General features: G+C 38.2%; 26 protein-coding genes, 1 tRNA gene and 1 other annotated feature. Of the genes, 26 read left to right on the top strand and 1 reads right to left on the bottom strand.

From position 1 onward, the window contains the following. Positions 1-6 precede the first annotated feature (6 nt). The 13 genes from QA584_RS16305 (at position 7) to QA584_RS16245 (ending at position 11,286) form a co-directional block, all read left to right on the top strand. Positions 7-285, top strand: coding sequence for a BMC domain-containing protein (locus tag QA584_RS16305; protein WP_278275193.1), 279 nt, complete (start codon positions 7-9; stop codon positions 283-285). A gap of 238 nt (positions 286-523) precedes the next feature. After that, positions 524-1,144 (top strand): phosphate propanoyltransferase, encoded by a 621-nt coding sequence (locus QA584_RS16300; protein WP_442870362.1) that lies wholly within the window; start codon positions 524-526, stop codon positions 1,142-1,144. Positions 1,145-1,375: 231 nt separating this feature from the next. Next, complete coding sequence (locus QA584_RS16295; protein WP_278270117.1) at positions 1,376-1,642, top strand: EutN/CcmL family microcompartment protein; 267 nt, start codon at positions 1,376-1,378, stop codon at positions 1,640-1,642. Positions 1,643-1,651: 9 nt separating this feature from the next. After that, positions 1,652-2,983 (top strand): 4Fe-4S dicluster domain-containing protein, encoded by a 1,332-nt coding sequence (locus tag QA584_RS16290; RefSeq protein ID WP_278270116.1) that lies wholly within the window; start codon positions 1,652-1,654, stop codon positions 2,981-2,983. A gap of 28 nt (positions 2,984-3,011) precedes the next feature. After that, entirely contained in the window at positions 3,012-3,560 is a 549-nt protein-coding gene (locus tag QA584_RS16285) for a BMC domain-containing protein (RefSeq protein WP_278270115.1), read from the top strand. A 169-nt stretch (positions 3,561-3,729) separates the two neighbouring features. Then, positions 3,730-4,488 (top strand): DeoR/GlpR family DNA-binding transcription regulator, encoded by a 759-nt coding sequence (locus tag QA584_RS16280; protein ID WP_278270114.1) that lies wholly within the window; start codon positions 3,730-3,732, stop codon positions 4,486-4,488. Between the two features lie 67 nt (positions 4,489-4,555). Next, positions 4,556-7,081: a glycyl radical protein gene (locus QA584_RS16275; protein WP_278270113.1), complete on the top strand. Its 2,526-nt coding sequence runs from the start codon at positions 4,556-4,558 to the stop codon at positions 7,079-7,081. A gap of 71 nt (positions 7,082-7,152) precedes the next feature. Beyond that, positions 7,153-7,938 (top strand): glycyl-radical enzyme activating protein, encoded by a 786-nt coding sequence (locus tag QA584_RS16270; RefSeq protein WP_278270112.1) that lies wholly within the window; start codon positions 7,153-7,155, stop codon positions 7,936-7,938. 67 nt (positions 7,939-8,005) lie between these two features. Continuing rightward, positions 8,006-8,347 (top strand): BMC domain-containing protein, encoded by a 342-nt coding sequence (locus QA584_RS16265; protein ID WP_334306029.1) that lies wholly within the window; start codon positions 8,006-8,008, stop codon positions 8,345-8,347. Beyond that, positions 8,344-8,772 (top strand): EutP/PduV family microcompartment system protein, encoded by a 429-nt coding sequence (locus tag QA584_RS16260; protein WP_278270110.1) that lies wholly within the window; start codon positions 8,344-8,346, stop codon positions 8,770-8,772. The genes QA584_RS16265 and QA584_RS16260 overlap by 4 nt, the downstream gene beginning before the upstream one ends. Positions 8,773-8,836: 64 nt before the next feature. Beyond that, a complete protein-coding gene (locus tag QA584_RS16255) occupies positions 8,837-9,793 on the top strand; it encodes an AraC family transcriptional regulator (RefSeq protein ID WP_278270109.1) in 957 nt (318 codons plus the stop codon). Positions 9,794-9,945: 152 nt separating this feature from the next. After that, complete coding sequence (locus QA584_RS16250; protein WP_278270108.1) at positions 9,946-10,584, top strand: SGNH/GDSL hydrolase family protein; 639 nt, start codon at positions 9,946-9,948, stop codon at positions 10,582-10,584. 276 nt (positions 10,585-10,860) lie between these two features. Then, positions 10,861-11,286, top strand: coding sequence for a hypothetical protein (locus tag QA584_RS16245; RefSeq protein WP_278270106.1), 426 nt, complete (start codon positions 10,861-10,863; stop codon positions 11,284-11,286). 328 nt (positions 11,287-11,614) lie between these two features. Here the strand turns inward: QA584_RS16245 and QA584_RS16240 are convergent, their stop codons facing one another. Further along, complete coding sequence (locus QA584_RS16240) at positions 11,615-12,706, bottom strand: aldo/keto reductase (RefSeq protein WP_278270104.1); 1,092 nt, start codon at positions 12,704-12,706, stop codon at positions 11,615-11,617. A 440-nt stretch (positions 12,707-13,146) separates the two neighbouring features. Here QA584_RS16240 and QA584_RS16235 point away from each other — a divergent pair, with 440 nt between their 5' ends. The 13 genes from QA584_RS16235 (at position 13,147) to QA584_RS16175 (ending at position 24,917) form a co-directional block, all read left to right on the top strand. Then, positions 13,147-13,632, top strand: a complete 486-nt coding sequence (locus QA584_RS16235) for a hypothetical protein (RefSeq protein ID WP_278270103.1) — start codon at positions 13,147-13,149, stop codon at positions 13,630-13,632. 181 nt (positions 13,633-13,813) lie between these two features. Beyond that, positions 13,814-13,978, top strand: a complete 165-nt coding sequence (locus QA584_RS16230; protein ID WP_278270102.1) for a hypothetical protein — start codon at positions 13,814-13,816, stop codon at positions 13,976-13,978. Then, on the top strand, positions 13,975-14,901 hold the full coding sequence (locus QA584_RS16225; protein ID WP_278270101.1) for an NYN domain-containing protein: 927 nt from the start codon (positions 13,975-13,977) through the stop codon (positions 14,899-14,901). Before QA584_RS16230 ends, QA584_RS16225 begins: the two co-directional genes overlap by 4 nt. A 145-nt stretch (positions 14,902-15,046) precedes the next feature. Beyond that, positions 15,047-15,295: a binding site (T-box leader), on the top strand. Between the two features lie 149 nt (positions 15,296-15,444). Beyond that, positions 15,445-16,899, top strand: coding sequence for an anthranilate synthase component I (trpE, locus tag QA584_RS16220; protein WP_278270100.1), 1,455 nt, complete (start codon positions 15,445-15,447; stop codon positions 16,897-16,899). Further along, on the top strand, positions 16,896-17,495 hold the full coding sequence (locus tag QA584_RS16215) for an anthranilate synthase component II (RefSeq protein WP_278270099.1): 600 nt from the start codon (positions 16,896-16,898) through the stop codon (positions 17,493-17,495). Before trpE ends, QA584_RS16215 begins: the two co-directional genes overlap by 4 nt. A gap of 264 nt (positions 17,496-17,759) precedes the next feature. Next, on the top strand, positions 17,760-18,767 hold the full coding sequence (gene trpD / locus QA584_RS16210) for an anthranilate phosphoribosyltransferase (protein WP_278270098.1): 1,008 nt from the start codon (positions 17,760-17,762) through the stop codon (positions 18,765-18,767). A gap of 291 nt (positions 18,768-19,058) precedes the next feature. Continuing rightward, positions 19,059-19,850 (top strand): indole-3-glycerol phosphate synthase TrpC, encoded by a 792-nt coding sequence (gene trpC, locus QA584_RS16205; RefSeq protein ID WP_278270097.1) that lies wholly within the window; start codon positions 19,059-19,061, stop codon positions 19,848-19,850. Further along, positions 19,837-20,451, top strand: coding sequence for a phosphoribosylanthranilate isomerase (locus tag QA584_RS16200; protein WP_278270096.1), 615 nt, complete (start codon positions 19,837-19,839; stop codon positions 20,449-20,451). The genes trpC and QA584_RS16200 overlap by 14 nt, the downstream gene beginning before the upstream one ends. A 212-nt stretch (positions 20,452-20,663) precedes the next feature. Next, positions 20,664-21,848: a tryptophan synthase subunit beta gene (gene trpB / locus QA584_RS16195; protein ID WP_278270095.1), complete on the top strand. Its 1,185-nt coding sequence runs from the start codon at positions 20,664-20,666 to the stop codon at positions 21,846-21,848. Beyond that, positions 21,841-22,638, top strand: a complete 798-nt coding sequence (gene trpA, locus QA584_RS16190) for a tryptophan synthase subunit alpha (protein ID WP_278270094.1) — start codon at positions 21,841-21,843, stop codon at positions 22,636-22,638. Before trpB ends, trpA begins: the two co-directional genes overlap by 8 nt. 154 nt (positions 22,639-22,792) lie before the next feature. Further along, positions 22,793-23,371 (top strand): xanthine phosphoribosyltransferase, encoded by a 579-nt coding sequence (locus QA584_RS16185; RefSeq protein WP_278270093.1) that lies wholly within the window; start codon positions 22,793-22,795, stop codon positions 23,369-23,371. 399 nt (positions 23,372-23,770) lie between these two features. After that, entirely contained in the window at positions 23,771-24,748 is a 978-nt protein-coding gene (holA, locus tag QA584_RS16180; protein ID WP_278270092.1) for a DNA polymerase III subunit delta, read from the top strand. A gap of 80 nt (positions 24,749-24,828) precedes the next feature. Continuing rightward, positions 24,829-24,917 (top strand) — tRNA-Ser (locus QA584_RS16175). The last annotated feature ends 472 nt before the right edge of the window (positions 24,918-25,389 follow it).

Here is a 25,389-nt window from a genome sequence, read left to right as displayed (position 1 = left end):
AAAAGAATGGCACAGGAAGCATTAGGAATGGTAGAAACAAGAGGGTTAGTAGCAGCAATTGAAGCAGCAGATGCAATGTTAAAAGCAGCAAACGTAACTTTAGTAGGCACAGAAAAAATCGGTTCCGGACTTGTAAGTGTTATGGTAAGAGGTGATGTAGGAGCTGTTAAGGCAGCAGTTGAATCAGGAGCAAGCTCAGCTTCCAAACTTGGTGAATTAGTTGCTACCCACGTAATTCCCAGACCTCATACAGATGTTGAAAAGATTCTTCCATCTTTAAAATAATTGCTACACTCCCAAGGTTTACAGCTCTTTGTAATGGAAAAGTTCCAGGGGGCTGTAAACCTAAATCAAAATTAAATAATTCCGGGGATGATTACGTTGCCCCCGAAAGTAGTATAACAGTCTAAACGAATAGTTTTATCAGCAAGAACATATCAGTTAATTATTTTAGTGAAATATCTAACTACGAATTTTTATAAGAAAAGAGCAGGTGAATTTCTTGGAAGAAAAAACAATTGAAATGATTACGAAACTGGTAATGGAAGCAATGAATCAAAATAATGCGGAACAAGGATTTGTTGTTCCTATAGGCGTATCAGCAAGACATGTCCATTTAACTCAGGCAGATGTGGAAACTCTGTTTGGAAGCGGATATGAATTAACCAAGAAAAAAGAATTAATGGGTGGTCAGTTTGCCTCAAACGAAGTAGTTACCATAGTAGGTTTAAAATTAAGAGCAATGGAAAATGTTAGAATCTTAGGACCGGTAAGAAAAGCCTCCCAGGTTGAAATATCTGCAACCGATGCAATAAAACTGGGAATCAAGACACCAATCAGAGAGTCCGGCGATATTAAAGGTTCCGCCCCCATAGCTATTGTTGGTCCCAAAGGCGTTGTTTATTTACAGGAAGGCTGCATTATTGCCAAAAGACATATCCATATGTCACCGGAGGATGCCCTGACCGCAGGTGTAAATAATGGCGACACGGTATCCATTAAGGTAGAAAATGAAAGAGGTACCACCTTTAATCACGTACAAATCCGTGTAGATAAGACCTACACACTGGAAATGCATATCGATACCGATGAAGCTAATGCAGCCAAAATCAGTACAGGAGATACGGCAATCATAATAAAATAGAATACAAGGACATATTAAGTCTTTATTAAAGCTTAAAGTCTAAGAAATATATCAATTTCATATCAAGAATGATTTGGATAATTAATAAGATTTAATGAAAATTAGTACTTAAAGGCAGTTATGACTGGCTTATCAGAAACCAAGAATACAGTGATCTGATGCATAGGCAGCAATTCATATGTAAAACAATATAAACAAGGTTTAATCACATAAAAATAAGCAGGTGAGATTATGATCGTAGGAAAAGTTGTAGGAAGCGTTGTAGCAACAAGAAAAAATGATAATCTGGTAGGCAGTAAATTCTTAATCGTTGAACCCTTTGAAACCATGGAACAGGGAAAAGGAAGAATTGTTGCAATAGACAATGTCGGCGCTGGTATCGGTGAAATTGTTCTGGTGGCAAAAGGCAGTGCCGCACGAATTGGCTGTAATTTAAAGGATGCACCTATTGACGCTGCGATTGTTGGAATCGTTGATGACGGAATCGGACTGGAGTAGATTTAATATATGGATATAAAGGAACTGATAAGTACCGTTAAGGAATATGGAGTTGCCGGTGCCGGCGGCGCCGGATTTCCTACTTATGCAAAACTAGATAAAAGAGCGGAAACAATTATCTTAAATTGTGCAGAATGCGAGCCTTTATTAAAAGTCCACAGACAAGTATTACAAAAGTATGCTTATGAGATTATGAGCACTCTTGGGCTGATGGCGGAAGCTTTGGAAGCAAAACAAGTAATCCTTGCAGTAAAAGCAGCTTACCAAAAAACCGTAGAGGCGGTAAAGGCAAACCTTTATTCCTTTCCAAAGCTAGAGATAAAGCTTTTAAAGGAAGTTTATCCCATGGGGGATGAAGTGGTGCTGATTTATGAAACTACCGGAAAAAAAGTGGCTCCGGGCAGTATCCCTATTGAAACAGGTGTTGCTGTATTTAATGTAGAAACCGTATTTAATATATATAAAGCCATAAGTAATAAGGAAGCTGTTTATACGAAGTACCTTACCATAGCAGGAGAAGTTAAAAATCCTGTCACTATTAAAGCACCTATTGGTATGTCTGTGGAAGAAGCGGTTGGTATAGCCGGTGGACCAAAAATCAAGGATTTTGTATATTTTATGGGAGGTCCCATGACCGGAAGCATTATAAATGGTTATGACACCATATCAAAAACCACCAATGCAATTCTGGTATTACCTGCTGACCATACTGTGATTCATAAAAAATCAGGTAATTCCTCCATTGATATGAAACGGGCTATGGCTACTTGCTGTCAATGTGAGATGTGTACGGATTTATGCCCCAGGCATTTACTGGGACAGCCCATTACCCCCCATATGTTTATGAGGGCGGCAACCAGTGGAGTAACACAGGATTTATCTCCATTTTTAGATACCATGTTCTGCTGTTCCTGCGGAATCTGCGAAATGTATGCCTGTCCCCAGGATTTAGCCCCAAGAAAATTAATTACAGAATATAAAACCAGATTAAGAAGTAAAGGAATACCAATACCAAAAGGAATAGCGTCAAAAGAAACCGACGCTATGAGAGAGTACCGTATGGTGCCTATGGACCGGTTAACCAAGAGGCTGGGTTTAAAACAGTATGATGTTAATGCACCTCTTGACGATAAAGACTTAATGGTAAATCAAGTAAAAATCAATTTAAATCAGCATATCGGTGCGAAAGCAGTACCATTGGTTCATAAAAATGATTTTGTAAGTAAAGGGGATGTCATCGCCCAGGCTGAAAAAGATAAGCTTTCCCTGCCGGTACATGCTTCTATAACCGGTGAAATCATAGAAGTTAACGACAAATTTGTAATCATTAAAGCCAGATAAATGTTAATGCAGAGAGGATGTACACTTTATGAGTAAGGCAATTGGAATGGTTGAATATAAAACAGTTTCGGCCGGATTATTAGCGGCTGATACGATGCTAAAAACTGCCCAGGTAGAAATAATTGAAGCACAGACAGTATGTCCCGGCAAGTATATTGTATTACTAAGAGGGGATTTAAGTGCCATAAACGCCTGCATCGAAGCAGCCAGGACAAGATACAGTGAACATCTAATAGACAGTTTTATCCTTGGTAATCCCCATGAATCCATATTTGCTGCGATTTACGGTACAACACAGATAGAAAAAATCAATGCCCTTGGAATTTTAGAAACTTTCTCTGCCGCCTCCATTATCGTTGCAGCAGATGAAGCTGCCAAAACTGCCCAAGTGGAACTGATTGAACTAAGAATTGCAAGAGGAATGTGTGGTAAATCTTACTTACTTTTAACAGGAGAAGTAGCTGCGGTTGAAGCAGCTATCACAAAAGCAAAAGCAGCGGTAGGTGAAAATGCTATGCTATTAGATTCTGCCGTAATTGCAAATCCGGATAGTAAACTTTGCAAGAGCATCTTATAGATAGAGTAGGTATCATCTAATAAACTGTGAATCAAACAAAAGGTTATTAACCGAAAAAGCATGTTCTGTAATCAGAAATTGGTTTCCATTTTCTGAATAGATATATTATAATATTATTCAGGTTACATAAAATTAAGTGGGTTACCATGTAGGAAAGTAGGATGGATCTATGCTTGCAATTGAAAGAAGAAACAAAATACTGGCTATGTTACAAAGAGACAGCAGGGTTGTTGTTAGTGATTTAAGTGCCAGTTTTAATGTGACAGAAGAGACAATCAGACGTGATTTAGATAAGCTTGAAAAAGAAGGTTTTGCTAAAAAAACTTATGGTGGTGCCATTATTAATGAAAGTCTGAATGTGGATCTGCCTTATACGGTAAGAAAAAAAGCCAATGTGACGAATAAGCAGTATATAGCTGAAATAATCAGTTCCGTGATTGAAGACGGCGATCATATTATGATGGATGCCAGTTCTACGGCAGTTTATGTGGCAAAACATTTAAAGAATAAAAAAAATATTACCATTATTACCAATTCCATCGAAATACTTTTGGAATTATCTGAAGTAGCTGGCTGGAAGGTATTATCTACCGGCGGAACCTTAAGAGAAGGCTCACTGTCCTTAGTAGGTTACCAGGCGGAAAAGATGATTACCAACTATCATGTGGATAAAGCAATTATTTCCTGTAAAGGCATTGATTTGGAAAAAGGTATAACGGATTCCAATGAGATGGATGCACATATTAAGAAATTAATGTTTGAGTCCGCTAATACTAAGATATTGGCTGCAGACAATTCTAAATTTAACAAAATATCCTTTACTAAAATAGGAGATTTGTCTGATATTGATATTATGATTACGGATTCTGAACCTGAGGAAAACTGGAAACAGGTTTTTAATACAATGAAAGTGGAAACCCGCTATTGATTTCCTAGATAAAACAGATAAAGTTTTTCACTGATTAAAACGTGCAGAGCACAGACGGGAGCACAGTATGAAGAAATATTATGATATGGAAATTACGAAAAGTCCTAGAATCGGAAAATTAGTGGAGGATTTATATGCAGCTATGCCTGAAATTGAAGCAGACCGCGCATATTTGCTTACGGAGAGCTATAAACAGACGGAGCAGGACCCAATTATTACCCGCCGTGCCAAGGCTTTTGAACATATACTGAAATATATTCCAATTACGATCAGAGAAAATGAGTTGATTGTAGGCAGTGCGACTAAAGCCCCCAGGGGCTGTCAGGTGTTCCCGGAATTCTCCTATGCCTGGCTGGAAGCAGAATTTGACACCATCAGTACCCGCACCGCAGACCCTTTCTTTATATCAGAAGAAACCAAGAACATACTTCATAAAGTGTATCAATACTGGAAGGGTAAAACCACCAGTGAACTGGCATTGTCTTATATGGCACCAGAGACAAAGCTTGCCATTGACCACAATATCTTTACGCCTGGTAATTATTTTTTTAATGGGGTAGGGCATGTGACCGTTTCCTATGACGAAATTCTTTCTATCGGTTATGAAGGGATTATTGCAAAAGCAAAAGCGGCCCTGAATCAGTTACAGGTTTCAGATATGGACTATGTAAAACGCCGCTGCTTTTTAGAAGCTGTAATCACAAGCTGTCAGGGAGCGATTGACTATGCTCACCGTTATGCAGCCCTTGCTTTGGAAGAAGCAGAGTGCTGCCAGGATATGACCCGTAAGTCAGAACTATTACGTATTGCTGAGAATTGCGCTAAAGTACCGGGAAAAGGAGCAGAATCTTTTTATGAAGCCTGCCAGTCCTTCTGGTTCATCCAGATGCTTTTACAGGTAGAATCCAGCGGACACTCTATATCACCGGGACGTTTTGACCAGTATATGTATCCTTATTATGAAGCAGATTTAAAAGCTGGTAAAATTACAAGAGAATTTGCCCAGGAATTAATGGATTGTATCTGGGTAAAATTAAATGACTTAAATAAAGCCCGTGATGCGGCTTCTGCAGAAGGATTTGCAGGATACAGCTTATTCCAGAACCTTATTGCAGGGGGACAAAATAAAGAAGGGGTTGACGTTACTAATGATTTATCCTTCATGTGTATTGAAGCTTCCATGCACGTAGCCCTTCCCCAGCCCTCCCTTTCCGTTCGTGTCTGGAATGGGACACCTCAGGAATTCCTGATGAAAGCTGCCAAGCTTACTCGTACCGGAATCGGTCTTCCGGCTTATTATAACGATGAAGTTGTCATTCCTGCGCTGCTAAACCGTGGTCTGACCCTGGCCGATGCCAGGGATTATAATATTATTGGATGTGTGGAACCCCAAAAAGCCGGAAAAACCGATGGCTGGCATGATGCGGCTTTCTTTAATATGTGCAGACCTCTGGAACTGGTATTTAGTAATGGCAGGGATAAGGGAGAACAAATTAGTATTCAGACCGGTGAAGTAGAAAGGTTTACAACCTTTGAAGAATTCTTTAACGCTTACCAAAAGCAGATGAAGTATATGATTGGTCTTATGGTCAATGCTGATAATGCAATTGATGTAGCCCATGCCGAAAGATGCCCGCTGCCCTTTTTATCTGGTATGATTGAGGACTGCATCGGACGGGGTAAGAGTGTGCAGGAAGGCGGAGCAGTGTATAACTTTACCGGACCCCAGGGTTTTGGTATCGCCAACATGACAGATTCCCTATATGCAATTAAGAAATTAGTATTTGAAGATAAGAAAATAACACTTTCTGAATATAAAAAGGCTCTTGAAGTAAATTATGGCAAGGGACTTGATAAAGCTACAGCGGAGCAGGCTACGATAGAAATCGTCCAGAAATTAATTTCTGAAGGACAGAAAATCACTGAAAAAGAAATTGCTGAAATTTTAACCCTTGCCTTAAACGGAGGTGTATCAAAGGAAGAGCAGCTATATTATAATAATTTACTGGAAATGATAGCAGAGATTCCAAAGTACGGCAATGATATTTCCGAAGTAGATGAATTTGCCCGTGAAGTTGCCTACACCTATACAAAACCCTTGGAAACTTATAAAAATCCCAGAGGGGGACAGTACCAGGCTGGCTTATATCCGGTATCGGCTAATGTACCTTTAGGTGCTCAGACTGGAGCAACACCAGATGGAAGACTTGCATTTACACCTGTTGCAGATGGTGTTTCACCTTCCTCCGGTAAAGATACCCACGGACCTACAGCAGCAGCTAACTCTGTCGCAAAACTGGATCATTTTATTGCTTCCAACGGAACTTTATTCAATCAAAAATTCCATCCCTCAGCTCTTAGTGGTGTTCGAGGACTTGAGAATTTCATATCATTAATCCGTGCATATTTTGACCAGAAGGGAAGCCATATGCAGTTTAATGTAGTAAGCAGGGATACTTTAGTGGAGGCACAGAATCATCCCGAGAACTACAAAAATCTGGTGGTTCGTGTTGCAGGGTACAGCGCATTATTTACCTCTCTGTCAAGATCCTTACAGGATGACATTATTGCAAGGACGGAACAAGGTTTTTAATTTTATTACCGGTATCTATGAAAATACGACAACAGTAAAAAACATACAGACGAATGGAGGAAACAGATGTTATGGATATAATGCAGGTAAAAGGACGGGTTTTTGATATCCAGAGATTCTCCATTCATGACGGACCGGGTATCCGTACCATTATCTTCTTAAAGGGCTGTGTGCTCCGGTGTCTATGGTGCTGTAATCCCGAATCCCAGGAATATGACGTACAGACCATGGTGGTACAGGGAAAACCCAAAATAATTGGAAAAGATGTAACCGTTGAAGAAGTTATGGATGAAATTAAAAAAGATATGCCTTATTACAGACGTTCCGGTGGTGGGGTAACTTTATCCGGCGGAGAAGCTTTGTGCCAGCCGGAATTCGCCGTAAGTTTATTAAAAGCCTGTAAGGAATTCGGGATACATACAGCAATGGAAAGTACGGGTTACGCAGATTTTGAAGTAATTAAGGAATATCTGCCTTACCTGGATGTCTATTTAATGGATATTAAACATAGGAATAATGCAAAACATAAAGAATTCACCACCAGATCCAATGAACTTATATTAGAAAATGCTATAAAGATCGCACAAGCCGGTACCAATCTGGTAATCCGAGTGCCGGTGATTCCGACCTTTAATGACACAGAAGAAGAAATAAGAGAAATTGCTGCCTTTGCAAAGAATCTCCCCGGAGTAAAAGAACTTCATTTACTTCCCTATCACCGGTTAGGACAGGATAAATATGAAGGTCTTGGCAGGGAATATAACCTGGCACATTTAGAGCCTTTAAGCAAGGAGCGTATGGAAGAATTACTGGAGGCAGCTAAAAGTTCCGGATTAATCTGCCAGATTGGCGGCTGAACGTTTTGGATAGGAGTAAAAGGAGGCAGCGTTGAATATTCAGGATATATTGACCAATGATAATAAAATGAGAATCATACAGGAGATAGTACCGGGTAAACAAATTACAATTGCCCATGTCATTGCAAACCCGGATACGGTTCTTTACAAAAAACTGGGACTAAATCCAGAAGTGGATTATTCTAAATCCGCTATCGGTATCGTCACCATGACCCCCAGTGAAACTGCAATAATAGCCAGTGACATAGCAATCAAAACTTCCGGAGTGGAACTGGGTTTTGTTGACCGCTTCAGCGGAACGTTAATTGTTACTGGTTCAGTTTCGGAAGTTGAGACCTCCTTGAATGCCATTGTTGTATACGCACAGGAAAAGCTGCATTTTACCGTGTGTGAAATTACAAGAACATGAAAAAAATAATGTTAGTGGGCAGAAGTGAATGCGGTAAAACGACCCTGACACAGGCGTTACGTGGGGAACAGCTTAATTACCAGAAAACCCAATCCATGAATTATTATGATTTAATAATCGATACGCCAGGGGAATACGCTGAGAATAAGATACTGGCAGGCGCCTTGGCGTTATATGCTTATGAGGCAGATGTAGTGGGACTGCTCCTTAGTGCTACGGAGCAATACTCCCTTTATAGCCCCAATATAACCAGTCTGGTTAACCGGGAAGTCATTGGAATAGTGACCCAGATAGATAAAGAGGATGCGAGGCCGATAAGGGCTGGTGGGTGGCTTAATTTAACGGGCTGCGAAAAACTCTTTTTTGTCAGTGCGGTTACCGGTGAGGGGATTGACACTTTATTGGATTACTTAACTCAAGCTTAGAAATGCTTTATTAAATTAGCTATTCATATAAAAGAAAAACACTAATACAGGTGGTGGTGAACGCATGAATGCAGACTTGCTGCATAGGTTGGAAAAAATAACAAAAGAAGAAGAGCTTATTCTATCGGGGAGAAATTCTGTTGTTAAAAATCTTTATACCACCACGAAAGACTTTGTTGTGGATAGTAAAAAGATGCTTGAGAAAGGTAAATTAATTGATGTCAGAACCCATACCCGGTTTACCCATTTTCCCAAGCATAAGCACAATTATGTTGAAATCATCTATATGTGTCAGGGCAGGACAACTCACATTATTAATGATTTGAGCCAGGTTGTTTTAGAAGAAGGGGATTTGCTATTCTTAAATCAAAATGCCTATCAGGAGATACTGCCTGCCGGTGAAAAGGATATCGCTATAAATTTTATTGTACTTCCTGAATTTTTTGATGTTGCTTTTGGTATGCTGCAAGGGGAAAACATGCTAAAGGATTTTATTGTGGATTCCTTAAGGCAGGATACTGGAAAGGCCAGTTATTTATATTTTAAAGTGGCGGATATTTTACCAATACAAAATCTGATAGAAAATATGATCTGGTCCCTGGTTAATAAGCAGCCAAATAATCATAAAATTAACCAAACCACCATGGGGCTCTTATTTTTACAGCTTCTTAATTATACGGATAAAATAGAACAGGCAGATAATGATACTTATGATAATTACATTACCTTGTCTGTACTTCGTTATATAGAGGAAAATTACCGGGAGGCAAGCCTTACGAAACTTGCTGAGGATTTAAACCAGTCGGTTTATTCCCTAAGTAAATTAATCAAACGCAACACCGGGCATACTTATAAGGAACTGCTGCAGATGAAACGGTTTAATAAAGCTGTGGAATTATTAAGTAATACCAAATTAACAGTAGCAGATATCATTGCGGTGGTAGGTTATGATAATACAAGTTATTTTCACCGGGTTTTTAAAGAAAAGTATCATATGACACCAAAACAATACAGAAATTAAGAAACAAAATCTCACATAATTAGGAAATAAAATTTAAATCCCTCATTGTCCTTTCTGGAAGTATTTGTTATAATAAAAAAGGTTTATTATATGGCACTTTAAGAAGGATTTATAGACAGAAGAGCGTTACTTTACGCAGATTGGAGTTTCTTATGAAGGAATTATTTAAAAAAGGACAGGTTGTGCTGTTTCAGGGAGACAGTATAACAGATTGCGGCAGAGACAGAGATGATATTACCTCCTTATCAGAAGGATATCCCGGTGTGGTCGCCAAATTGTATAATACTTTATTTCCCGAGAATGGGGTTACTTTTATTAATAAAGGGATTTCAGGCAACCGGGTTATTGATTTACTAGACCGCTATGAAACAGATTTTAAGGCGGTTAAACCGGATTTTTTATCAATCTTAATCGGTATTAATGATACCTGGCGCAGGTATGATTCCAACGAACCAACGACCACCGAGGAATATGAAGAGAATTACAGAACCCTGTTAACCAGAATTAAAAAGGATTTTCCTGATTGTAAAATCATGATAATAGAACCCTTTGTACTTTATTCCCTGCCGGACAGAAAAGCCTGGAGAGAAGACCTTGACCCCAAAATCCATGTGGCAAGGGCCTTAGCAAAGGAATTTGCAGACTATTATCTGCCCCTTGATGGTATCTTTGCAAAGGCAGAAGTGGAACAATATACTTGTACCCAGATTGCAGAAGATGGAGTTCATCCTACAGCTATCGGTCACAGCATTATTGCTGAGGAGTACTTAAAGGCACTGTCAAAAGGCTGAACTCAAAAAATATAAATTCAAAAGATATGGCTTAAAAGGCATACACTCAAAAAGGAATGGAATTAAAAAGTAACAGATTTAGAATGGAAAAGGCTTAAAAAGTTATAGACTTAGAAAAGCTCTGAGTTGAAATAAACAAATTATAAATAACCTATAAGACTGTCTATCAGGAAAGTTTTATGGGTTATGTCTATTAAAGCTCTGTTAGATAAACTAAAATTGTAATAACAACTTCAATACTGATAATTGCATTACGTAAAAAAGGAGGAATGATAGTTGAAAATAAGCAATAAATGGCATCTATGGGTTATTGCATTATTTATGATGTTTATTTATATTATGGGGATTTATGATTTTGTTATGATGTTATCCCATAATAAATCTTATTATGCTTCTCATGGATATGGGGAAGCAGTAATTAAATACTTCACTAATTATCCATTTTATTTTATGATATTTTGGATTGTTAATTTGTTAACAGGATTTTTATCTCCAATATTATTAATACTCAGAAATTTGCACTCTAAAAATTTAGCATTTATATCTGTTATAGCAGATTTAATACTGTTAATATTGACATTCACTCTCAGAGACAGATGGCATGTATTAGGAAGTGGCGTGGCAATGTTTGACTTTTTTATTCTGGCATTTACTTTTGGATTATATTTATATTGTAGATATTTTTTTAAGAAAACTAGCTAAAATTCAAGTTTGTCGATGGTATGATAAATAAAAATAAGAACCGTTTAAAATTCTGTATTTTGGAACTTTTGAGCCTTAATTATTTAATAAAATCCATGAACCACAGTAAAGGCTGAACCCCTTGCCTTGACAGCGTTTCATGGATTTTGTGTATTATTATTAAAATCAAAATAGAATATTTTGTAAAATGAAAAGTTCTGTCATTCAATCAGATCAGGAAGAGCTGAAACTTAATTTACGATTGAGTAAAAAAATCTGCCCAGTCAGATATCAATTATTGAGTAATGAATTTATCGATATTCTATCTGTGATTGGTATTGCACACAGTTTACCCCGCGATTTCAGCCAACCTTTCAATAATAGGCAGATGCTGAGTACATAAAGTCTCACACTTACCGCAGCTGATACATTCTGCTGCCATAGAAGCCGGGATCTGCCAGTGATATTTAAGGCGGTCATGTAGATTGTTACCCAATAATTTTTCGTTATACGCATCCATGAATTTTGGAATATCAATATCTTTTGGACAGTGCTTGCAGTAGGCGCAGCCGGTACAAAGGTTATTAAGAGCAACTCCTTTATTTTCATATTCCTTATAAATCTCACTGGCTGGACGTTCCGCCAGATTTTCCACTGCTTTACAGGCATCATCGATGTGCGCTTTTGTAGTACAGCCGGCTAAGGTAATAGTAATCTCCTTATGGGAAGCTACGAAATTAAGGGCAGCCTGGGGAACAGTTAAGTCAGTTCCTTCTGCTAAATAACGGAAAGTATCCGGATTACTTGGGATAAGACCGCCGCCTAAAGGATTCATAACTACTACGCCCATACCTTTTTTGTATGCTGCTTCAATGCCGGTCTGGCGGAAACGGTAATTAAGAGCATTATAACCGATGAGCATACCTTTGAATAAATCAGAGTTTACCGCATCTTCCAGCTCATTTCCCTGCATATGGGAGGAGAATACAATGTTGCGGATCAGACCGTCAGCCTTTGCTTTTTCAAAGAAACCATATAAGGCATCACACTGTTTTGAAAAGGAATCCAGACTTAATACACACCATAAGTGATAAAAATCAAGATAATCAACCTTTAATCTGGTCAAAGTAGTTTCCAGTCTTTTGCGGTAATCGCCTTCCGTAGCCTTGCCGCCTACGGTTCCCATATTGGTTTTAGAAGACACATAGTAACTGTCTCTTGGTAATTGGGATAAGGCAATACCAGTTATAATTTCACTTTTATCATCACAATAAAAAGGAGCAGTATCAAAATAATTAATACCTTTTTCATGAGCATATAAAGTTACTTCTGCACATTTTTCAAAATTTCCTGCTTTCACGTCAGCATCATCATAGCGCATACAGCCCATGCCGATTGCGGATACCTTCATATCGGTATCTCCATATTGTTTGTAATACATAGTAAACCTCCAAGATTCGCCGGATTATTCTTACGATAAGATAGACAAGAAGCTTCAATAAATTGAAAAGAACCTGATCTATGCAATTTTCATTCGTACCCAGAATATTCCCTGTTGTTATTTGGTTATGATATCCAACTTGGATATAACTATTAGTATACCACATTAATAGAGACCCGTACATCTAAAATTTTGGTTGGTAAAACATAAGTAAGGTATAAAGTCCCAGTACTATACCTTACTTCATACTTTTCCAGGTATTCTTAAGCCGGAGTATTTCACTTTTGGCAGGAATATAGTATAATAAAGTGGTTAGTATAAAACATGGATGGAAATTTTATGTAAGTTTGATGTCCCCTTGGTTCTTGGGCTAGGGGCGGGCATACTGTTATGAAAAAAGCTAACTGAGAAGTACACTAAGGTCACGGAGGGATAATTAGTTGGAAAAGCATAATAAATTTCAAAATAAACATAATACACAAAATAAGCAAAACACGCAAAATAAACAAACGAAAAAAGTCGGGTTAAATACTAATACTACAAAGGAAAAAAAATCAGAAAAGCCTATTACGGACTGGTTTTTCATGACTGCCGATAGCGTGGATGCCAGAATGATTTCTGAACTCCTTAAATCAAAAGGATTTGGACAAATCGAATTGTGGGAAGCTATGAATATATTGCAGATTGAATTAGCGGGTAAAACCATAGATTTCGAGTTGGTGGAGTATGAGTTTAAATCTCCTTCGGACGCAGCATTTATAAAGAACCGCAATATTAAAACAATATTTGCAGTTACAGTAGAAGAAGGAGCCTTTGATGCTTTTAAACCTGCACTTAAGACTATCCTGGAGATATGGAGTGGTTTTCTTTGTGCTGACAGCGAGGATTTCAAACCGATTTTTGAGCTTAAAGATTTGCCTGAGTGATTAGATGCCTGGTCAGGTTATGAAGGAATACTAGGAAATTATTGCTATTTGGGCTAAAATAAGGTATGATAAATATATAATTAATAAGGGGAGAATATAGGGTACAGATTACAACCTTTTTGTTAAAGGTTTAACACTATATAAGAGCCTAATTAATTCATTTTTGGAAGGAAATTAAATTATGAAATCAGAACCGGATATTTTAAAAGCAAAAAGAAATCTTAGATTATCCTTATATGTTATATATATATTGTTTTGTGAAATTTTGTCCGTAATAGCAATCAGCCAGCTTTGGGACAGGCTTACAGCATGGATGATAAAGAAAAACAAAAGGAGCACCATATGACGGAAGAAAAACGGTTTGCTGTTTTAATCGATGCCGATAATGTATCTGCCAAGTATATCAAAAATATTCTAGATGAAATATCAAATTACGGTATCGCTACCTATAAAAGAATCTATGGTGACTGGACAAAACCTTCCGCTGGCTCCTGGAAAGATGTCCTCCTTGAGAATTCGGTAACGCCGGTTCAGCAATATGGTTATACGGTTGGAAAGAATGCTACAGATTCAGCCATGATTATAGACGCTATGGATATTTTATATTCGGGAAATGTAGAAGGTTTTTGTATTGTTTCCAGTGACAGTGATTTTACTAAACTGTCTTCAAGACTCAGAGAATCGGGTATGTTAGTAGTGGGTATGGGAGAGAAGAAGACACCGAAACCCTTTATTGCTGCCTGTAACCAGTTTAAATATTTAGATGTACTTGCTGAGACCGAGAAAAAGGGTATTGAAATAGAAGAGCACCAGATGGCACCTCTGATTAAGAATGGGGAAAAAGTTACAGATAGTAAAAAACCAGAAGATCAAAACCCAAATAATAAGGATTCGAAAACAGCACCAGGTCAGGACAATGCCGATTCGGTTAAAAACATGACGGATATCAGTGTTATCAAGTCTGCCATTATCAAGATGATGAACGAAGTGGATTCCGAGGAGCAAAACATGAATATGGGCGAACTTGGAAGCCGTCTGGTTAAGCGTTATCCTGATTTTGATGTAAGAAATTATGGAGATACCAAGCTGTCTAAATTCTTAAGGAAATTCGACTTTCTGGAGATTAAAGCAATGGGTAAAGAAGGTTCCTCCATGTGGGTTTCCTTAAAATCAGAAAATAATGAAATAGTTAATGAAAAACCGGCTGAAAATAAGAAGACAGCCAGTAATGCTCCTAAAAGAAGAAAAAGAATATATAAAAAGAAATAAAATAAATAAAGAAATAAAATAATACAGAAAAAATAGAATTCCATATACACAAAGATTAAAATACATCTATCTGTCTATACAAAAACATTAAAAAAAGTCTATTGACAAATAGCTTCATTAAAGCTATACTTAATTCAATTTAATGACGAAACCGATGAGCAAGAGAAGTAGCTAAAGGAAATCTTTCAGAGAGTCGCCGAAGGGTGTGAAGGCGGTAAGAATAGAATTTAGTGAATGGACTTGTGAGGGTGGCTTGAAACCGAAAGGAAGTAGATGTCAACGGGGACCCTGACCGTTATCAGCGGGGTGTATATGATAGTATACAAACAGAGTGGATGTCAATTGACATCAATATGGGTGGTATCGCAGAAGTTATAAAGCTTTTGTCCCTTAGATTAGGGGATGAAGGCTTTTTTTTATTTCATCGAAGGTGTCTGCACTCTGGAAGGATAATTTTAAGTAACCGGTGGAAGCTCTAAAAGCATAAAGTTATGAATGGGAACAGCACCTTGCATAATCAAGTTAAAAAAAGGAGGATATGAGATGTCAGTAAGCTATGAGGCTATGAAGGAATACGAGAGGGATTATAATTTAATCCCGGTGTGTAAAGAGATATTTTCGGATGTAATCACACCGATTCTGCTGCTAAGAAAGTTAGCTCAGGTAGATAAAAATTATTACCTGTTAGAGAGTGTAGAAGGCGGAGAGCGATGGGGCAGATATTCATTCCTTGGATTTAACCCGTTACTTCATGTGACCTGTAAAGATGGTGAAGTAACCATAAAAAGCGGTGAAATCGTAACTAAAATGTCCGGTGCACCGATGGATGCCCTAAGGGAACTGTTAAATAAATATAAAACTCCCCGTATGGATGGCTTGCCGCCTTTTACCGGAGGATTTGTCGGGTATTTTTCTTATGAGATGATTGGATATGCAGAACCGAAGTTAAAAATTAAGAAAAATGATTTTAAAGATTATGATTTAATGTTGTTTGACAAAGTCATCGCCTTTGATCATTTAAGACAGAAAATCAGTATTGTAGCCAACTATAAGGCGCAAGACAAGGAGCAGGGATTTCACGCAGCATTACTTGAAATTGATAAAATCATACATCTTATTAATGACAGAGCGCCCTTACAGGTACTACAAGCTGATGAAAACCCTGAATTTACCTGTAATACTACAAAAGAACGATATTGTGAGATGGTAGAACAAACCAAGAAATATATTCGGGAAGGTGATATCTTCCAGGCAGTTATTTCCAGAAGATTTGAAGCGGAATATCAAAACAGCCTTTTAAATACGTATAGAGTACTTCGGACTACCAATCCTTCTCCCTATATGTATTTTATCCAAAGTGAAGATGTACAGATTGCCGGAGCTTCGCCGGAGACTATGATAAAACTCATGGACGGAAAGCTTACTACGTTTCCGGTAGCCGGAACCAGACCAAGGGGGAAGACAACCAAAGAGGATACAGCACTGGAAATAGAACTTTTAGCAGATGAAAAGGAATTATCAGAGCATAATATGCTGGTGGACTTAGCAAGGAATGATGTGGGACGCATTGCAAAATACGGAAGTGTAAAGGTAGAAGATTATATGAAAATCCACCGTTTTTCCAAAGTAATGCATATTGCTTCGGTAGTAACCGGAGAGCTAGATCAGAGTAAGGATGGATGTGATACCGTAGCAGCTTTATTACCGGCTGGAACCTTATCAGGTGCCCCAAAATTCAGAGCCTGTGAGATTATTGATGAATTGGAACCCGTTGCAAGAGGCGTATACGGCGGAGCCATAGGTTATCTGGATTTCTCCGGTAATCTGGATGTATGTATAGCAATCAGGACAGCGGTAAAGAAAGATAATAAAGTGTATGTCCAGGCAGGTGCCGGTATAGTAGCTGACAGCGTACCGGAACGGGAATATGAGGAATGTGCCAATAAAGCAGGAGCAATTATGGAAGCAATTAAGAAAGCCAGCGAGGTAGATTTATGATACTGTTAATCGATAATTATGACAGCTTTTCTTATAATTTAGTACAATTAATCGGAAGTATTTGTGAAGAGAAGAAAGATTTAACAGGTAAGGGTTCAGAAATTAGAGTGATACGCAATGATGAGCTTTCGGTAAAGGAAATCAAAGCCTTACAACCCTCCCATATTATACTTTCACCGGGTCCCGGGCGTCCAATAGATGCCGGTATATGTGAAGAAGTAGTAAAAGAGATGAAAGAAACAACGCCGATTTTAGGAGTGTGTTTAGGGCATCAGGGAATTTGTGAGGTATTCGGGGCTGTCATAACTTATGCAAGTACGTTAATGCACGGTAAGCAAAGCATCGTAAAATTGGATACCCAAAGTCCCATATTTAAGGGGCTGCCAGAGGAGGTTCCAGTTGGAAGATACCATTCCCTGGCTGCAAAGCCGGATACTATTCCAGCCGAATTAGAAGTTATCGGTGTTGCTGATGACGGTGATATTATGGCTGTTAAGCATAAGGAATATGAGGTCTTCGGTCTGCAATTCCATCCAGAATCCGTTCTTACCCCAAGCGGCAGAACAATGATGGAGAATTTTCTGAATAATTACTAGATTGGTGATTCTTATAGAAAAAGCATATAGATAAAAAATATATAGATAACAAGGATATTAGTATTAAGATAGAAACCCAAATAATAACTGAGGTAGAACCCCAAATTATAGCTGAGGTAGAAACCAAAATTATAGTTGATAATGAAATCATACTACAATATAAGCGGTATATTTTAAAAATGAAATGGAATTAATCTGATACTAAAAATTATGTATAGTTTGATGGAGCATAGTCTTTTAAAAATATATAAGGAGGATATTTCAATGATTAAAGAAGCAATCTATAAGATAACGAATAAGGAAAATCTGTCGTATGAAATGGCAGAAAGTGTTATGGATGAAATCATGAGCGGGGAAGCGTCCGGTATACACATGGGGGCCTATCTGACCGGACTTCGCATGAAAGGTGAAACTATTGAAGAGATAACCGCCAGTGCGGCAGGTATGCGCAAGCACTGTACCAGACTGCTCCATAACATGGATGTGCTTGAAATTGTTGGAACCGGCGGCGATGAAGCCTATACCTTTAATATTTCCACTACTGCCTCTTTGGTGGTGTCTGCTGCCGGAATACCGGTAGCAAAACACGGTAACCGCAGTGTTTCCAGTAAATGCGGTGCGGCAGATGTATTAGAGGCGTTAGGTGTTAACATTATGATTAGTCCTGCCGAAAGTGCAGAAGTATTAAAGGAAATCGGCTTATGCTTTATGTTTGCCCAAAGCTATCATACAGCTATGAAATACGTTGCTCCTGTAAGACGGGAACTTGGAATCCGTACCATATTTAATATCTTAGGACCGCTTGCTAATCCGGCAGGAGCAAATATGCAGCTTCTTGGTGTTTATGATGAAGCCTTGGTTGAGCCTTTGGCTAAAGTTCTGGCTAATTTGGGAGTTAAGCGTGCCATCGTTGCTTATGGAAATGATGGAATAGATGAAATATCTTTAAGTGCCCCAACTACCTGCTGTGAAATCAGGGACGGTATTGTTACCTCTTATAAGCTGGAACCGGAACAATTCGGTCTGACAAAGTGCAGAAAAGAAGATTTAACAGGTGGCGGACCTAAAGAAAATGCAGACTTTACACTAGCTATCTTAAATGGAGAAAAAGGTCCTAAACGGGATGCGGTCTTAATGAATGCGGCTGCCTGTATTTATATGGTAAAAGACAATATAACCTTAAAAGAGGCAGTTATAGAGGCAGCAGAGGTCATTGACAGCGGCAAAGCTGTAAAACAGCTTAATCGGTTTATTACACTTACAAATAAGTAAGTAGTATCTGGGATGACAGATGGATAATACCAGAGTTTGGTGAGTCAGATACTTTCCTATGGTATAAATTGCATACTGTTATATTAGAATACACCGCCAGGATGCCTTTCATGGAGAGAAAGTTACAAACTTAGGAAGTTTCTTGCAGAGTGAACGTGTCGGTAATCTGACACCTTCCTCTTGAATGGAAAATTCGTTTAAATCGATAAAAGGCTAGTAAAAAGCAGATAAGGCTAGTACAAAGCAGGAAAAGGCTAGTACAAAGCAGGAAAAGGAAAGGTCATAATAATTATGATATTAGATAAAATTGCAGCAGCTGCAAAAGTAAGGATTGAACAGGATAAGAATAATATTACCTTCGATACTATGAAACATCTAGCCCAGGCGATTAATCAAAATACCGGCTTTCCATTTGAAAAAGCTATAACAGAAAAGGGTATCCATTTTATCTGCGAAGTAAAAAAAGCATCACCCTCGAAAGGAATTATTGCAGAGGATTTCCCTTATACAGAAATCGCAAGGGATTATGAAGAAGCAGGTGCAAGCTGTATATCTGTATTGACGGAGCCCGACTTTTTTAAAGGCAGCGATGTTTATCTGACGGAGATTAAACAGCTGGTAAGTATTCCGGTACTTCGTAAGGATTTTATATTAGATCCTTATCAAATCTATCAGGCCAAGGTTATCGGAGCCGACTGTATTTTGCTTATCGCTTCCCTTTTACCAGAGGATACGATAAGGGAATATATTAAACTTTGTGATAGTTTAGGACTTTCTGCCTTAGTTGAAGCACATGATGAAAGGGAAATTGCTTCGGCAGTCCTTGCAGGGGCAAGGATGATAGGGGTTAATAACAGGAATCTTAAAACCTTTGAGGTGGATATCAGCAACAGTGAACGACTCAGGAAACTGGTTCCGGAGCATATTTTATTTGTAGCAGAAAGCGGGATAAAGTCCTGCAGCGATATTGAGCAGTTAAGAAATGCAAAAGTGAATGCTGTTCTAATCGGTGAAACCTTAATGAAAAGCCCGGATAAAAAGAAAATGTTACAGGAATTAAGAGGCGGTTATGACAAAAATTAAGCTATGCGGATTAAAAAGGATAGAGGATATTGAATATGTCAATCAATATCAGCCGGATTATATCGGGTTTGTCTTTGCCAGGAGCAGCCGTTTTATTGACGATACGGTAGCTTTACAGCTTAAGCACAAGCTGGATGAACGAATCCAGGCAGTGGGTGTATTTGTAAATGAACCGATGGGGCATATTGTTTCATTGTGCAGGAATAAGGTAATCGACGTGGTACAGTTACATGGTGATGAAGATGAAGCTTATATTAGCAAGTTAAAAGAGTTCATTTCCAACCCAATAATAAAAGCAATCCGGGTTCAAAGCAGAGAACAGATTAAAGCAGCCCAAAGTCTTCCTGTTGATTACCTTCTTCTCGATACGTATCAGAAAGCACAGTATGGCGGCAGTGGTATAGCATTTGACCATCGTATTATACCAAAATGCAGTAAGCCCTTTTTTCTGGCAGGGGGACTTAATAAAGAGAATATCGTAACGGCTATAAAAGACAGCAATCCCTATTGTATAGATGTCAGCAGCGGAGTTGAAACGGATGGGGTTAAGGATGAGGAAAAGATAAAAGAAATAATTGGAATGGTAAGGTATATGAAATAGTAAAGAATATGAAATGGTAAGAAATATGAAATGGTAAGGAATAAGAAATAGTAAGGAATATGAAATAGTAAAGAATATGAAATAGTAAAGAATATGAAATGGTAAGGAATATGAAATAGTAAGGAATATGAATTGTAAAGAATATGGAATGGTAAGCGATATAGATATAGTAATATTAATATTTGGTAGTAGTACCAGAAAAGAGGTATGAAATGAAAAAAGGAAGATTTGGTGAATATGGAGGTCAGTATATTCCGGAAACCTTGATGAATGCTGTCCAGGAAGTAGAAAAGGCATATGAATTCTATAAAAATGATCCGCAGTTCGTTAAGGAACTGGATGATCTTTATAAAAATTATGCAGGACGCCCTTCCCTCTTATATTATGCGGAAAAAATGACCAAGGATTTAGGCGGTGCTAGAATATATCTGAAAAGGGAAGATTTAAACCACACCGGTTCCCATAAAATCAATAATGTATTAGGTCAGGTATTACTGGCAAAGAAAATGGGTAAAACCAGAGTTATCGCAGAAACCGGAGCAGGTCAGCATGGAGTGGCAACAGCAACAGCAGCAGCCCTTATGGGTATGGAATGTGATGTATTTATGGGTAAGGAAGATACGGACCGTCAGGCTTTAAATGTATTCCGTATGGAGCTTCTAGGCGCGAAAGTACATCCCGTAACCAGCGGCACTATGACCTTAAAGGATGCCGTTAATGAAACGATGAGAGAGTGGACAAAGCGGGTGGAGGATACATTATATGTCCTTGGCTCTGTTATGGGTCCCCATCCCTTTCCGACTATAGTAAGGGATTTTCAGAAAATAATCGGTAAGGAAATCAAAGAGCAGTTAAAAGAAAAGGAAGGAAAACTCCCGGATGCAGTAATCGCCTGTGTTGGGGGCGGCAGTAATGCTATGGGTGCCTTCTATGAATTTATAGAGGATAAATCGGTAGAATTAATTGGCTGTGAAGCAGCCGGACTTGGGGTGGATAATCCTAAAAATGCTGCAACCATTGCAAACGGCAGCGAAGGAATTTTTCATGGTATGAAGTCTATTTTCTGTCAGGATGAATATGGACAGATTGCGCCGGTTTATTCTATTTCCGCTGGACTTGATTACCCGGGAATCGGACCGGAACACGCTATGCTTCATGATATAGGCAGGGCTAAGTATGTGCCTATTACCGATGAAGAAGCAGTAAAAGCCTTTGAATATCTAGCTCGTACCGAAGGCATTATACCTGCGGTGGAAAGCGCTCATGCGGTTGCATATGCTTTAAAAGCCGCACCTGCTTATGATAAGGATAAGATTATTGTAATTAATATATCCGGCCGGGGAGATAAGGATGTGGCTGCAATTGCAAGATACAGGGGGGTAACTATTTATGAGTAGAATAAAACAGGCATTTGAAAACGGCAAGGCATTTATTGCTTTTGTAACTGGTGGTGACCCTGATCTTGAAACTACGGAAAAACTTATTTACACGATGGAAGCTGCCGGTGCGGATTTAATTGAAATCGGAATACCCTTTTCAGATCCCATAGCGGAGGGAATCGTGATTCAGGAAGCCAATGAAAGGGCTTTGGCAGCGGGCTGTACTACAGACAAACTCTTTGACCTGGTGGCAAACGTACGCAAAAAGGTACAGGTACCATTGGTGTTCCTAACTTATATCAATCCCATTTATACCTATGGGAAAGACAGATTTATGTCCAAATGCAAGGAAACCGGCGTTGATGGGATTATCGTACCGGATCTGCCTTTTGAAGAAAAGGAAGAACTGGAACCGGATTGCAATAAATATGGTATTGATTTAATATCCCTCATTGCACCTACATCAAAGGAACGTATTAAAATGATAGCCGAGAATGCAAAAGGATTTATATACTGTGTATCCTCCCTGGGTGTTACCGGTGTACGTACCGAGATTAAGACCGATATCAATGCTATGATTAAACTGGTGAGAGAAGCAAGCAAGGTTCCCTGTGCAGTTGGATTTGGTATATCCACCACAGAACAGGCAGCCAGATATGCAGATCTTGCAGATGGAGCTATCGTTGGAAGTGCCATTGTAAAGCTGGTAGCCCAGTATGGCAGAGAGAGCGAAGCGTCGGTATACGAGTATGTAAAAGCTATGAAAGAAGCTGTTAGTAAGGTCAGGGGAGAAGAGTCGCCTCATTAAAAATATTCAGAAAGGAAATACCATTATCATATGTTGTCAATTCTTAAAACTATTTATTGTAAAACTAATTGTAATAAAACCATGGATATTGTATAATCAGAAACGAGTCATAATTATACATAATGGTCAAATCGAATTAAGAAAGGTTACTGCGATGAAATTATTACAAGAAAGAATAGTAAAAGACGGAAACGTAAAAAATGGTAATGTCCTTAAGGTTGATAACTTTTTAAACCATCAGATGGACATCGGATTATTCAATGAAATTGGACAAGAGTTTAAAAGAATATTCAGTGATTTAAAAATTAATAAGATATTAACCATCGAAGCCTCGGGAATCGGAATTGCCTGTATTACAGCCCAGTATTTCAATGTACCGGTGGTATTTGCAAAAAAGGCTCAAAGTATAAATATAGACGGTGATGTATATTCTACAAAGATAGAATCCTTTACTCATAAAAAGACTTATGATGTTATTGTTTCCAGAAAGTTTTTAAGCAAAGAGGACAGGGTTTTAATTATTGATGATTTTTTAGCCAACGGATGTGCCCTGGCAGGACTGATTGATTTAGTAAGGAGTGCAGGAGCTAAAGTGGAAGGAATCGGTATTGTAATTGAGAAAGGCTTCCAAAGCGGCGGGGATATGATTCGTTCCATGGGTGTACGTTTAGAATCGTTAGCAATTATTGATAGTATGAATGCAGAAGATGGAAGCGTAGTATTCCGTAATTAAGCCGATACTTTGTTCTATAGAAATCCGGTCAGACAGTTTATCATCTTGTCAGACCGGATTTTAATTTAGGAAAGTTCTTAGAACTTACCTACATATTAAAAAGTCTTCCAGGCAGGATGGACATGACGCGCTCCAATTCTTTATTTCAATGTGTTTACTTTTCTTCCAAGGAAGATGTCACTGTAGTGACAGCGCGTCAGAGCTAAAGTCTGGCAAGCCAGACTCTTTCTTTATATTCATTATTAGATGAAATATTAGCTGTAATTGGGGCAAAATGAGAAAGAAATCAGAAAGAATTTTTATTTTTCTCTTGCTTATTTTGCTATTTCTTAGTAAAATAGATGTGCTGCCTGAAAAGTATAAGTTTAAAAGCTTGAACAGTCACAGATGGGAGTAAGAATGAAGAATATTAAGGAGCATATCAAACAGAATCAGTTTAAACCGGTGTATTTATTATATGGCACGGAAAGTTATCTTAAGAAGTTATATAGGGATAAGTTAAAGACTGCAATTCTTTCTGATAGCGACGATATGAATTATTCCTATTTTGAAGGCAAAGGGACAGACGTATCAAAGGTCATTGCAGCAGCGGATACATTACCATTTTTCAGTGAACGAAGACTGATTATCATAGAGAACAGCGGGTTATTTAAAAGTCAGAATAATCTGGCGGATTATATAAAATCCATACCCGAAACGACTCATATCATTTTTGTTGAAAATGAAATAGATAAAAGAAACCGGTTATATAAGGCAGTTAAGGACTTTGGAACCATATCCGAGATGAATGGTATGGACGAAGCAAACTTAAAACTCTGGATTGCCTCCCTGCTTGACAAGGATAAGAAAAAAATTACTGGGGACACCATATTATATTTGATTAGTAAGACCGGTACGGATATGGAGAATATCCTGAATGAAGTGGAAAAGTTGACCTGTTATGCCATGGACAGAGAGGTTATTTCCATAGAAGATATTGAAGCAGTCTGTACAGTCCAAATCAGTGGCAAAATTTTTGCCATGATTGACGCCATTGGCAGCAGACGGCAGCAGCAGGCTTTGGATTTGTATTATGATTTATTAGCCTTAAAAGAAAAACCGATGTCCATATTATTTTTGATTGCCAGGCAGTTTAATATTCTTATACAGGTTAAGGATTTAGCCGCCTTAGGATATAATAATACGGTTATCAGCCAAAAAACCGGACTTATGCCCTTTACCATCGGTAAATATATAAGTCAGGGCAGGAATTTTACTACAGCTACTTTAAAGGAAGCACTGCAAAACTGTGCAGAAATTGAGGAATTAATTAAAACCGGCAGACTGATTGATATAATTGGAGTAGAGCTTCTGATTGTAAAATATAGTGCCGCATAACTCATGGTGTTTAGGATTATAGGAAGTTGTATTCTGATATTATTTATGAAAGAATATGGCCTTTCCTTAATTATATAGTTGGAGAAGTACCCAAGTGGTTGAAGGGTCCGCACTCGAAATGCGGTAGGTCGGCAAAACCGGCGCATGGGTTCAAATCCCATCTTCTCCGTTGCAAGACTGTCAATTTATACATTGATGGTCTTTTTTATTTTCAGAAAAATTCTCTGTAACTATCCTCTTTATATAAATTAATTTTCTTATTATCCACTTGCTTGTAGGAGTGTCTCATTTATATTCTAGCTTAGATCCAGTCACAATTTACACTTATTTTAAGGAGTGAGAAGGGTACTACTTACATTGTGTCATATTATGGCACATTAAATCGTAATGTGTATATTATAATAATGTAATTATTATCGGAAGGACTGTGTGGATCTATTACTGTTGGTAAAACCAAACTTATAGGGATAAATGATATTGATTATTAAGTAATCTTGGTTTAGTCGACTATCCAGGAGTCAGAGCAATAATTATGCTTTATTAAACGGGTGTTTGCAATAAGTCTGATCTTAGTTTGGCACTGAAAGACCCTCTATCCCAAAAGCAAGCGGAGTATACCTGTTTGAATAAACAGTTTACCG

Source organism: Anaerocolumna sp. AGMB13025, assembly GCF_029689925.1.
GTDB lineage: Bacteria > Bacillota > Clostridia > Lachnospirales > Lachnospiraceae > Anaerocolumna.
Note: the sequence above shows the minus strand (reverse complement) of the source record. Positions and strands in the feature narration are given on the sequence as shown.